The 12,053-nt window shown below is 51.6% G+C and carries 13 protein-coding genes and 1 other RNA gene; 1 reads left to right on the forward strand and 13 read right to left on the reverse strand.

Features of this window, described 5'->3' with window-relative positions; genetic code table 11:
* Positions 1-38: 38 nt before the first annotated feature.
* From thiO to rpoE, 6 genes are all read right to left on the reverse strand, one after another.
* Entirely contained in the window at positions 39-1,100 is a 1,062-nt protein-coding gene (gene thiO, locus KJA68_RS04480) for a glycine oxidase ThiO (protein ID WP_246487061.1), read from the reverse strand.
* Positions 1,101-1,311: 211 nt separating this feature from the next.
* Entirely contained in the window at positions 1,312-2,082 is a 771-nt protein-coding gene (locus KJA68_RS04485; protein WP_213035740.1) for a TatD family hydrolase, read from the reverse strand.
* A 43-nt stretch (positions 2,083-2,125) separates the two neighbouring features.
* The gene (gene holB, locus KJA68_RS04490; protein ID WP_246487062.1) at positions 2,126-3,241 is read right to left on the reverse strand and encodes a DNA polymerase III subunit delta'; all 1,116 of its coding nucleotides are present in this window, start codon (positions 3,239-3,241) and stop codon (positions 2,126-2,128) included.
* 122 nt (positions 3,242-3,363) lie between these two features.
* The gene (locus tag KJA68_RS04495) at positions 3,364-4,344 is read right to left on the reverse strand and encodes a MucB/RseB C-terminal domain-containing protein (protein ID WP_213035741.1); all 981 of its coding nucleotides are present in this window, start codon (positions 4,342-4,344) and stop codon (positions 3,364-3,366) included.
* Between the two features lie 2 nt (positions 4,345-4,346).
* Entirely contained in the window at positions 4,347-4,835 is a 489-nt protein-coding gene (locus tag KJA68_RS04500; RefSeq protein ID WP_213035742.1) for a sigma-E factor negative regulatory protein, read from the reverse strand.
* 2 nt (positions 4,836-4,837) lie between these two features.
* Positions 4,838-5,437, reverse strand: a complete 600-nt coding sequence (gene rpoE, locus KJA68_RS04505) for an RNA polymerase sigma factor RpoE (RefSeq protein ID WP_213035743.1) — start codon at positions 5,435-5,437, stop codon at positions 4,838-4,840.
* Positions 5,438-5,700: 263 nt separating this feature from the next.
* Between rpoE and nadB the strand changes: the two genes are divergently transcribed.
* Positions 5,701-7,278 (forward strand): L-aspartate oxidase, encoded by a 1,578-nt coding sequence (gene nadB / locus KJA68_RS04510; RefSeq protein WP_213035744.1) that lies wholly within the window; start codon positions 5,701-5,703, stop codon positions 7,276-7,278.
* Here the strand turns inward: nadB and KJA68_RS04515 are convergent.
* From KJA68_RS04515 to ffs, 7 genes are all read right to left on the reverse strand, one after another.
* Positions 7,275-7,712 (reverse strand): protein YgfX, encoded by a 438-nt coding sequence (locus KJA68_RS04515; protein ID WP_213035745.1) that lies wholly within the window; start codon positions 7,710-7,712, stop codon positions 7,275-7,277. The two genes, nadB and KJA68_RS04515, sit on opposite strands and share 4 nt — an antisense overlap.
* Positions 7,713-7,767: 55 nt before the next feature.
* Positions 7,768-8,733 (reverse strand): 23S rRNA pseudouridine(2605) synthase RluB, encoded by a 966-nt coding sequence (gene rluB / locus KJA68_RS04520; protein WP_246487063.1) that lies wholly within the window; start codon positions 8,731-8,733, stop codon positions 7,768-7,770.
* 8 nt (positions 8,734-8,741) lie between these two features.
* Complete coding sequence (gene recR / locus KJA68_RS04525; RefSeq protein ID WP_213035746.1) at positions 8,742-9,341, reverse strand: recombination mediator RecR; 600 nt, start codon at positions 9,339-9,341, stop codon at positions 8,742-8,744.
* 25 nt (positions 9,342-9,366) lie between these two features.
* The gene (locus KJA68_RS04530) at positions 9,367-9,693 is read right to left on the reverse strand and encodes a YbaB/EbfC family nucleoid-associated protein (protein WP_213035747.1); all 327 of its coding nucleotides are present in this window, start codon (positions 9,691-9,693) and stop codon (positions 9,367-9,369) included.
* Positions 9,694-9,711: 18 nt separating this feature from the next.
* On the reverse strand, positions 9,712-11,337 hold the full coding sequence (gene dnaX, locus KJA68_RS04535) for a DNA polymerase III subunit gamma/tau (protein WP_213035748.1): 1,626 nt from the start codon (positions 11,335-11,337) through the stop codon (positions 9,712-9,714).
* A 13-nt stretch (positions 11,338-11,350) separates the two neighbouring features.
* Positions 11,351-11,893, reverse strand: a complete 543-nt coding sequence (locus tag KJA68_RS04540) for an acyloxyacyl hydrolase (RefSeq protein WP_213035749.1) — start codon at positions 11,891-11,893, stop codon at positions 11,351-11,353.
* Positions 11,894-11,914: 21 nt separating this feature from the next.
* Positions 11,915-12,013: signal recognition particle sRNA small type (gene ffs / locus KJA68_RS04545), an RNA gene on the reverse strand.
* Between the last annotated feature and the right edge of the window lie 40 nt (positions 12,014-12,053).

The following is a 12,053-nucleotide window of genomic DNA, read 5'->3' on the forward strand; positions in this document are numbered from 1 at the left end:
CTGCCCGAGTCGTTTCTCCGAATCAGGAACGAGCACCTTCAGACGCCCCAACCTGACCGGTATGGGGTAATATCAAACGGTTGCGGCAGGCCGAAGAGCTCATTGCAAAGAATCTCGGCAGCGGCCGGAGCCATGGTCACGCCATAACGGAAATGCCCGCTGTTCAGATACAGGTTTTTCAGCTCAGGATGGCGACCAATAGTTGGAATATTTCGCGGAGATGCGGGTCGCAGCCCTGCCCAATGCTGCACCGGCTGTCTCCCCTTCAGGGAAGGCAGCACCTTTTGTGCACGTTTCCAAAGCATTGCCCGGACTTCCATGGTTATATTTCGGTCAAAACCCACATCCTCAAGTGTGCTGCCTACCAGTACATGCCCGTCTCGGCGCGGAATCAGGTATAAATCCTCCTGGACTACAATATGGCCAAGCGGCATCCTGTCAAATTTGAACAGCAGCATTTGCCCGCGAACCGGTTTAATCTCCAGCCGTAACGCAAGCCGCCCTAATATTTCCTTGCTCCATGCCCCGGCAGTAACAATATAAGCGTGCGCTGAAGCCTTACCGCCCGATGTGCTGAGTGAAATGACATTCTCTTTGGCTGTTTCAATTTCGTTCACAGTGCATTGCTCGACAATACGTGCGCCAAGGGCAACCACATGTGCCCGCAATGCACGCAACAACCGGGGGTTGCGTACCTGGGCAACGTCATCCAGAAAAATTGCGCCCTCCTGCCCATGCAGCTCATGACTGGCAGTATCAGCCCTTTTCCATGAAGAATGATGGCGCTTCCCGCACCATTGCAATGCCGCCAGCGCGTCAAACGGGGGTAGCGCCAGCATTCCGCAGACATCATATTCAGGATCAATACCCGTCAGTTCATGCATTTCCCGGGTCCATGCAGGGAAAAGGCTTGCACCACGACTGGTCAGGCGGGTCACATCATCGGAATAATCCCATGGGAATAAAGGCGACAGGATTCCTCCCCCTGCCCACGAAGCTTCCTGGCCGGTTATACCACGCTCCAGTAGGGTTACGGACGCCCCTTTTTGCAGCAAACACTGGGCAGTGGAGAGGCCTGCAATTCCGCCCCCAATAATCAAAAAATCAGCCTTCAAACTTCCGGTCCGTGACTCACATGATGGTTCAGACAATCTTATGTAACAATTCGCGGGCTGGAGCCAACCCCTAGGCAATCCGGCATGCAATGCGATAACACTCAGCCTCTTAGTTTAAATCAGCAAAATACCCGGTGGATTCCTGATACCAGGTCGACTGCTGCATACGCCTGGCCCTCTGCCGGAACCGACAGCATCAGCTGCACGAACCCAGAAACAAGCGATGAAAATTTTCTGAAGTTGAGCAGCCAATCTCGGAAAGATCCATGCCACGCAACCTGGCAATTTCTTCGGCCACATGCTTTACATAAGCAGGCTGGTTGAGTTTTCCGCGAAAAGGCACCGGAGCAAGATAGGGGGAATCCGTTTCAATCAATATTCGATCTAATGGAATCTTGCGTGCCACTTCCTTCAGGGTAACCGCATTTTTGAAAGTGACTATCCCAGAAAAAGAAATATAAAAATTCATTTCAATCGCTGCCAGGGCAACTTCCAGACTTTCCGTAAAACAGTGCATCACACCACCTATATCCGCTGCATTTTCTTCAGCCATGATGCGTAGAGTATCCTGTGCCGCTTCCCTGGTATGGATAATTAATGGTTTGCGAATTTCACGTGCTGCGCGAATATGGGTGCGGAACCGCATACGCTGCCATTCCAAATCTCCCTTCAGACGAAAATAATCGAGCCCGGTTTCTCCGATAGCAACCACCTTGGAATGCTTAGCCAGATGGACCAACCCTGCCTGTGTGGGTTCTGCATCCGCCTCATGGTCCGGGTGTACACCAACCGAAGCGTAAATATGCTCATATTTTTCTGCAATCTGTTGCACTTCATGAAATCGCTCCAGATTAACCGAAACGCACAGCGCATGAGAAATTTCATTCTGACGCATGTTTTCCAGGACTTCGCCAAGCATGGAAGCAAGTTCCGGAAAATTAATATGGCAATGCGAATCTATGAACATGATGGTTTGATTAATTATTATAGGATTAAAATGTTACCAGACATTATCCTGCCGAGCCTGTCGATGCACCCAGCATCATTCCCCGGTAAGACATCAATATCGACTCAAACAGCAATTTCGGGTTTAGCGGATGCAATGCCTCGCGCCTTGCAGTAATCAGCCTGCCCTGAAAAGTGAGCAGATCAAACATTCCGACCTTGCTGGATAAGTTTATTAAATGTTCCTTGATATCCGTATGATATCTAACCTCACCTGTGAGCTTTGCGCTTCCCAGATCGTAACACCATTGCTGCAACCAATGAATGACATGCACCGGCTCAATGCGCTGCAATTTTTCGGCAAGAGAAAACACATCCAATCTGTAAGGCTGCCGGATTTCCTGCAGAAAGATTCTGTACTCCTCCGCCCCTGCATCCCTTTCAGCCAGGCGAACAGCGAGCAGCGGAGAAAATCCGGCCCGTGCCAGAATAGCTTCAGGATTTTCATACCCCTGCTGCCGCAACCAGGAAGCACTGACTTCAGGCTCTGGTGTTGCTGCCACCAAGGTCAGGCAGCGACTCACGATCGTTGGAAGCAATTGCTGTGCCCTGTGACTGACCAGAATCATCATCATCCTCCCGGGCGGTTCCTCCAGAGTTTTAAGCAATGCATTCGCTGCATTCAGATTCATGGACTCTGCAGGATAAATCAGCACTACCCGCTGCCCACCCTGATGGCTGGACAGGGTAGCGAGCCCAGAAATGGAACGAATCTGCTGGACAGAAATTTCCTTGCCTGGTTTTTTTCCTTTCTTCTGTTGTTCTTCCAGCGCTTCGTCAGCAACTCCCCGTGTCCAGTTTTTAACACTGGGAGCAACCCTAGTTTCGCTGGCTTCCTGAATTTCAGCGGAAAGTGCACTGGGCAGCAACAGGCTAAAATCGGGATGCGTTCCCTGTTCAAACCAGTGACAGGAGGCACATTCTTGGCATGCAGACCCATCATGCCGTGAATTATTGCACAGCAGGGAACGGGCGATATGCATTGAAAAATCAAGCTTGCCTACTCCCGGCGGACCTTTCAGCAGCATTGCATGTGGCGACCGTCTGCGCAACTCCATCCAGCGCTGCCACAGTTCGGCTTGCCATGGATACATTTCGTTCGTTTTACCCATCAGAATCATTTTTAGCAGGGCTGCTGCCCGGAAAGACTTGCCTGTGCGCAGAAAGAAGCAACAATGAACTGGAACCGGATTAAATTGAATTGAATGATGAGCACTCCGGCATGTTCATTGCCGGGAGAAATTTACTGACCTGTATATCGAACTGAATCCATTACCTGCATCACCGTACGGGGAGGCACTTCACCCACCACCGTCACCAGAAAATCGCCTTTAACTTTGCTGTATACATGAACTGCTCCGCGGCTGAAAAGACCCAACTTGCTATTGGATATATTTTCCAGCGCTTCAATAAAGACGGAAATACCGGCCAATCCGTCAGAAAATGCGAAATGAATCGCACTGGCATTCTTACCATGTAGAGATCGGCGCATTTCCGTTATCTTTTTAAAACCGGTAGGCAGAAAAGTCACTTTCCACCCAGTGGTTGCAGCCGGCATGCCCGGGTCGGACGAAACTGACATCAAGGTTTTTTGCTCAGCAGGAACGGGGGGCTGCATCTGAACCGCCTGACTAGAATCTGCCTCTCTGCCTATCCTTAGCTGAATGAAAGTATATTGCTCAACCTTCTGCTTGCTGCGACCATCAAATACAGCAGCTTTCATCAGAAGCCCGGAATCCCTGTGAATCCAGATTTTATGAATGTAACGCAAACTGTCTTTAGGTTGAAAAATTACGGCCTGGGTATCAAAGCCTGCAATACGTGCCTGCTCGGCAGCACGAATCCGGTAATTTTCATTCAGCGCGGAGAGTTGTTCCGGTAACAGGTCGGGAAACCTTTTGCCGCTATATTGCTTTTCTACCTGTATGGGTTTCTGGTCACCTAGATTCCACCAGGCATCATTGTTTCTACGAATAAATTCGCGACGGGGGCCATCCAGACTTTCCAGCTTCTCATGCTCACCATGCTGGTCGGCAACATGCGTAATACGTGCTGTCTGTATATGATTACCGTACTGATAAACAAAAATTCCAGTGTAATCAGTCTGGCGTGCGGCAACCGCACTGATCTGCAGCCAATCCATGTCACTCTGGGCGTCATTGTCTGAGAACGCCGGAAACGCGGCAGTAAACATCACGACTGCCAGCGCTAATCTCGCCTTCATGCCTATTGATCCCCTTGATGGTGCGGCACTGCAGTATGAACGTATGAATTCATGCTATATACATCCAGGCTGGGCGAAACCTCCTGGTGTGCCCTCAGATAATCATCCACACTGTTCGCGGTGGAATCCGCAACAGTGGACTGATGCAACGCGATTGTCGTCCGGGTGGGTTCTGATCCGTTCTGTATCAGCAACCAGGCTGCAAACGTGAACGCCATAACAGATGCCGCTGCAGACAAGGCAAACCATCTGGAATCCTGACGGGGGCGACTAGGGGGTGCGAGCACGGTGGGTTCATCCTGCAAGCGATCTCGTATTGCCATATGAATATTGGTTTGCACACGATCAGGCTGCCGCAGCACTTCACTGATCAGATGGTAAGTTGCCCATTCTTCATGCGCCTCCGGGTTTCGTTTCAACTTATCAAATATGGCATTGGCATCCTCTTCGGGCAGTTCACCATCCATCAGCGCTGAAATTTCCTGCTTCATTATTACCACCTTTTATCTTTACTAGTACCCAGCAATGGGCGCAGATTGGCTGCTATTGCTTCCCTCGCCCTGAAAATACGGGAACGCACGGTCCCGATGGGGCAATTCATCATGGCTGCGATTTCTTCATAGCTCATTTCCTCGATTTCCCGCAAAGTCAGTGCGATACGCAAATCATCAGGCAAGTCCTGCAAGGATGAGTTCACTACATCCACCACTTGTTTGCTCATCAACTCGTTTTCAGGTGTGCTCACTTCATGCAGCAACCCGGCATCCTCAAAACCTTCCGATTCCTCGGCATCGAAAACGGTTGTGGTTGGAGCCTTTCTCTTTTGCGCCAGCAAATAGTTTTTCGCAGTATTAATGCCGATCCTGTACAGCCAGGTATAGAATGCACTGTCACCGCGAAAGGTTGGCAAAGCGCGATAAGCCTTTATGAAGGCTTCCTGGGTAAGGTCCTCAATCTCGACTGAATCGCGCACAAAGCGCGAAATCAACCGTGCCAACCGACGCTGGTACTTGGCAACCAGCAATTCAAAGGCATGTTTGTCCCCACGCTGCACGCGATCGACCAGCTGCTGATCGACTTCCCTCTCACTCATTCTTCAACCCTAAGTTTAATCATGCCGAACCAAAGACTACTTGTCAGTATAACCGGAGTGAAGAACAGAGTCAGTCCCATTCAAAAAATTAGTCAAGAAATTGCGTAATTAGTTCCTAGTGTAAGGCCATTTCCCTCATGGCAGACCAGATTTGCTATAGTTCGCATTTGATGACAATATGAATTTCAGGTTTGTTTCAGATTTTTTTCAGGAATGGAACGAACCTTTTGCTTTCAGAGTACATTACCGAACGGATGGCCAGCATGCCTCAATTTGATGTTTTGATTATAGGCAGCGGCCTGGCAGGACTTTCCCTTGCATTAAAGCTTGCCAGCCAGAGAAAAGTCGCCGTCATCACCAAAAAATCCCTGCTGGAGGGAGCCAGCGTTCTGGCACAGGGGGGGATCGCTGCCGTACTTTCCAAAGAAGACTCGCTGAACGAACATATCCAGGATACACTGACCGCAGGCGATGGCCTCTGCGATCCAACCACCGCAAGCTATGTAATCGAGCATGCCAGACCGGCAATTGACTGGCTCATTGCGCAAGGGGTTCCGTTCTCAAGAGATGCCAGCACCGATTCCGGCTACCATCTTACACGCGAAGGCGGTCACAGCCACCGGCGCATCATTCACGCCGCCGATGCAACAGGACATGCCGTGCAGGAAACATTGGCTTCCAAGGTTATCGCGCACCCCAACATCACCCTGCTGGAACAACATATTGCCATTGACCTGATCACCGGAAAAAAACTCGGCCACCGGCATAACCAGTGCTATGGTGCCTACGCTCTCAACTGCCTGACTGGTGAAGTGATTACCATCGCCGCACATGACACCATCCTGGCCACCGGCGGTGCCGGAAAGGTATATCTATATACGACGAATCCGGATACGGCCACCGGCGACGGTATCGCGATGGGCTGGCGCGCCGGCTGCCGCGTTTCCAATATGGAATTCATCCAGTTTCATCCAACCTGCCTCTATCACCCGCATGCAAAATCTTTCCTGATCTCCGAAGCAGTTCGTGGTGAAGGAGGCATCCTGAAACTGCCTGACGGCACAAGGTTCATGCCTGCACACGATGACCGTGCAGAACTGGCACCTCGGGACATCGTCGCACGCGCCATAGATTTTGAAATGAAAAAGCGCGGGCTGGATTGTGTATATCTCGACATTTCGCATCAGCCACTCCACTTCCTGCAGGAGCACTTTCCTACTATCTATTCACGCTGCCTGTCTCTGGGCATTGACATGGCACGCCAGCCCATACCGGTGGTACCAGCAGCACACTATATCTGCGGCGGCATCGTAACCGACCTGCACGGGCGTACCGACGTGCCCAATCTGTACGCAGTGGGCGAAACCGCCTGCACCGGCTTGCATGGTGCAAACCGCCTGGCAAGCAATTCTCTGCTGGAGTGCATGGTCTTTTCCAATGCCGCCGCGCACAGCATACTTGCCACCCCGCCCGGCCCGTCCATTCAGCTGCCACAATGGGATGAAAGCCTGGTAACCGATGCGGATGAAGACATCATTATTTCTCATAACTGGGCTGAATTACGCCAGTTCATGTGGGACTATGTCGGGATTGTTCGAACTACGAAAAGACTGGAACGGGCGCAACACCGCATCCGCCTTCTGCATGAAGAAATTTACGAATATTATGCGAATTTCCATGTCAGTTCGGATTTGCTGGAGTTACGCAACCTCGTGCTGACTGCCGACCTCATTGTGCAAAGTGCATTATCCCGGCACGAAAGCCGAGGATTGCATTACAGCAAGGATTATCCCGGAACCCTTCCCATGGCTGTTCCAACCGTGTTTATTCCAAACGCCTAGGGTACATTTCCAAATCCTGCATTTCCCCACTTGAGCCAAACTCTCAAGCGCCGGAAAGATTCTGCATCCAGGCTGTCCGGCATAATCACGATGCTGCGAGTAAAATTTGCACCGTGCGGCAAAACAACCAGTACCGTAAGAAAAGGCGTAACCAGGCTATCGGCCAGTATCCGGACATGCATTTGATCGCCATTGCATCCGATCAGCAATAGCTGGTCTCCTTCCATTACCAACTGTCTGTTAGAGGACCCTACAGACAGCCATGCCTCTTGCCGCATGTAATAAAACAGACTGGCCAGAACAAGCAGGATTAGCAACGCTTTTAGCCACAAAGGCATTGCCAATACTCCCAGCACTACCAGTGCAGCGCCATGAGAAAGCAACAACGCGACCGCAAGAAATCTCGAAGGCTGAAGATTAAATTGACGCTGCATAAACTGCTATTTGCATGGCCTGATCCGGATAGTAAAGAATCTCAGCAACTACCCGTTAACGTTTATAGTTCCTTGGCAGCCCTGCTCCCTGGGTTGTAGCCTTTTTTCCGGCATGCACGCCAGTTTTTTTCCCAGAGGGACCGGCAGTTTTTTCCCTAGAAAGGTGGGCAGTTTTTCTGGCGCTTCCTGCTTTCACAGGCCTGTTTCGGGTTTTTTCGAAATTACCTTTCCCAGGGGCAGCCTGTTTTTTATGGACAGGCTGCATTTGCATCCCTGCCCAGTCAAGAACTTTCGAAACCTCTCCCGGTTCAAGTTCCAACAGCGCGCCCCGCTTCAGGCGCGGAGGAAGGTTGACTATGCCATAGCGCACGCGAATCAAACGGCTGACGGTCAATCCCAACGCCTCAAAAGTACGGCGCACAATTCGATTTCTTCCTTCCTTCAACATCACGCGATACCAGTGGTTGTATCCCTCGCCTCCCTCGTCGGTCAGCTTTTCGAATTTTATTGGGCCATCCTCAAGCTCGATTCCTTCCTCGAGCATTTGCCTCATCCGTTCGTCACCCATTCTTCCCTGAACGCGCACCGCATATTCCCGTTCTACCTGAAATCTCGGGTGCATCAGACGGTTGGCCAGATCACCGGATGTGGTGAAAATCAATAACCCGCTGGTATTGAAATCCAGCCGCCCGATGGCAATCCACTTCATGCCACGCAACCTGGGCAATTGATCGAACACAGTGGTACGATGTTCCGGGTCTTCCCGGCTGACAATCTCACCTTCCTGTTTATGATAGAGCAGTACCCGCGGCAAATCGCTGCCAGGGGTTTTGATCGGAATGGTGCGTCTGTTGGCACGAACCACATCCCCTTCATGCACCCGCGTACCCAGCTGTGCCACCACCCCGTTCACTGTAACGAGACCTGCGGCTATCCATTCTTCCATCGCGCGTCGCGAACCCAGCCCGGCCTGCGCCAAAACCTTCTGCAGACGCTCGCCTTGCTGTTCATCTTGTTTCACTTGCCCGCTCACCCCGTAACCACCCGTCTTTCCAGCACAGCCTGCGCCAAAGTTCCGCTGTCTACATATTCCAGTTCTCCGCCAACCGGCAACCCCCGCGCAATTCGCGAGACTTTAATGCCCTGTGCGGCCAGCAGGGTAGAAATATAGTGCGCGGTTGCATCCCCTTCCACCGTGAAATTGGTCGCGAGGATTACTTCCCCAATATTTTCCTGCGCACGTCTCAACAGCCGATCCAGGGGCAAATCTCGCGGGCCGACTCCATCCAGTGGAGACAATCGTCCCATCAGCACAAAATACATGCCCCGGTAGCACTGCGCCTGTTCCATCATCAGCAGGTCCGCAGGCATTTCAACGACACACAACAAGCCTGCATCACGCTTAAGCGAACGGCACAGGGAGCAAATTTCTTCCTCTGCATAGTTGTTGCATTTCACGCAATGATGGATGCGCTCGACCGCCCGGGCAAGCGCTTGCGCAAGCCGCAACGCCCCCGATTTGTCTCGTTGCAGCAAATGATAGGCCATCCGCTGCGCGGATTTCGGCCCGACACCTGGCAAACAGCGCAAAGCAGCCATCATTTCTTCCAGAGCGGAAGGCGTATTCATTGCCAAACTCAACGCATCCGGAAAATCAGAATGGGAGGTTCAGCCCGGGCGGCAAATTCAGGCCCGATGTAAATCCACCCATTTTTTGCTGGGTAACAACAGAAACCTGCTTCATCGCATCGTTCATTGCTGCCACGATCAAATCCTCCAGCATTTCCTTGTCTTCAGAAAGCAGGCTATCATCCAGTAAAATCCGACGCACGTCATATGCACAAGTCACCACGACTTTCACCATGCCGGACCCTGCCTGGCCCTCCACCTCGATTGTGGCCAGCTCATCCTGTGCTTTCTTCATGTTCTGCTGCATCTGCTGGGCCTGTTTCATCATCCCAGCCAATCCACCTTTCATCATATCAGCTTCCTCATACGGTTATTGTATTGGTTTAATTGTATCTTCCAGTAGTTGTGCGTCCAATTGCGCCTGAGCCTCTCTAACGAAGGGATCTTGCATAATGGCATCCACCGCTTGCCGCTGCAGCTTCTGTTTGGCCTGTTGCTCTATTTCAGCCGGAGTGTCTTCATTGCGTGTGCCAGCCAGAACCTGCAAACGAACTGCCTGGCCAAAATATTCCACCAGAGCGGCCTGCAATTTTTCCTGGGCGGTTTTGTTGGACAGCAAATGCTTGTGCTGTGGTACCAGCATTAAAACAAGCTGTCCGTCCGAAAATTTTTCCAGCGTGCAATGCTTTGCCAGTTCACGCGCCATCCCCTGAATGTTCAGCTGCGCCACCAGCGCACTCCAGTCAGAAATAGACGCAATCGACCCCGGTACGTGACTGGAATCCGAAACAATACCCGCAGGTGGCGATTGCTGCACCGCAGTATCCGCGGCGGACAGCACTGGACCCGTCGCCTGCTGCAATGCACCCTGCCTCTGCGTCCCTGAATGCTCCGGCATCCCTCTGGTACCCGTTGGCATAAACGCCAGCATGCGCAACAATGTCATGGTAAAGCCTGCATATTCATCGGGGGCCAGTTCAATCTCGCTGCGACCATGGATCGCAATCTGGTAATACAACTGGATTTCCTCCGGGCTAAAACTTCGGGCAAACCCGAGTAACCGCTCCCGTTCCGGCTCGTCCTCTGCGATCGCTTGCGGTACTGTCTGCGCAAGGGCAATGCGGTGCAGCAACGTCGCCAGCTCCTGCAAGGCAGCATCCAGCGCAAGGCTACGGCTTTGCATGGAACCGGCAATCTGCATCAGGCCTGCTCCATCCTGCTCCAGCAACTTTTGCAAAAGGTCATACAAGTAACCCTGGTCAATCGCACCCAGCATAGTAAAGACTGTCGTCTCATCAACCTTACAACCGGAATAGGCAATCGCCTGGTCAAGCAGGCTCAACGCATCGCGCATGCTTCCCTGCGCCGCGCGCGCCAGCAACGCAAGCGCAGCAACATCAAATTCAATTTTTTCCTGCTCCAGAACAAACCTCAAGTGTGCTGCAATCAAATCCGGGGGCAACTGTTTGAGATTGAACTGCAAGCAGCGAGACAACACGGTAATCGGGATTTTTTGCGGATCGGTGGTCGCCAGTATAAATTTGACATGCGGTGGCGGCTCCTCCAGTGTTTTTAACATCGAATTGAACGCTGCCTTGGAAAGCATGTGCACTTCGTCAATCAAATAAACCTTGTAGCGCCCCACCGTTGGAAGATATTGCGCGTTGTCCAGCACTTCGCGCATATTATCGATACCGGTATTCGATGCTGCATCCAGCTCGACCAGATCCACAAAACGCCCGCTGTCAATCTCGGAACAGGCGGCACATATCCCACAAGGAGTGGCAGTAATTCCAAGATCACAATTCAGGGATTTTGCAAAAATACGTGCAATGGTGGTTTTTCCTACGCCACGCGTACCCGTGAACAGATAGGCATGATGCAATCGGTTCTGCGCAAGCGCATTGCTTAATGCCTGCACTACATGTTTCTGCCCCGCGAGCTGCGCGAAGATTTTAGGCCGCCATTTGCGTGCTAGAACAGAAGTGGCTGACAAAATTTATGTTGTCTCAAAAGTGGTAAGCCAGACGGATTTGACTGAAATTAATACCCGGATTTGGATCTTTTATACTGGCATTTGAAAGATGCTGGAAACGATAGCCCAAATCAAACCGATGCTTGTCGCCAAACCGCAGCCCTGCGCCAAGATGATCCCCGAATTGGAACGCCGTGCTGAACTCCCGGTCTGCAGTGATATGCGTGTTTGAAAGCAGATGAACCCCGATTCCCGCCTCTACATAGGGTGCAGCCCAAGAAAAATTTTTCTGTTGCAGGCGAAATACCGGGGTAAATCCGATATCCGCAGTGTTGTAATCCTTGCCTCCGCGATTCTGGCCATTCCAGCTTCCGGCAGAAACTTCCCAGTATCCGGTCAACAACCAGTTCCCCTTGGTCACCAAGGGTTTTTTCCAGTCCCATTGCGCCCCGAGGCGTGCCATGTTGGCATTGTCTCCAGAATAATCGGTCTGACCGTATTCAACAGAAAACCCGTCAACGGCCCACACATTGCTGCTTAGCAACAATGCATAAACTAGCGCGATTATTTTCTTCATACAATCCTCAGCTCCGAATAGGGAGGCGAGCCCTGACCCCGGCACTTGCAATCAGTGGTTATGGCTGCTTCCTTCCGGACCTGACCAGATTCACCACCTTGCAATGCGGGGAGGCCCGCCAATTCTTTTTCACTTTCAAAAAAATTACAAAACAAGGTCA

Origin of the sequence: Candidatus Nitrotoga fabula, assembly GCF_905221025.1 — a bacterium.
Lineage (GTDB): Bacteria > Pseudomonadota > Gammaproteobacteria > Burkholderiales > Gallionellaceae > Nitrotoga > Nitrotoga fabula.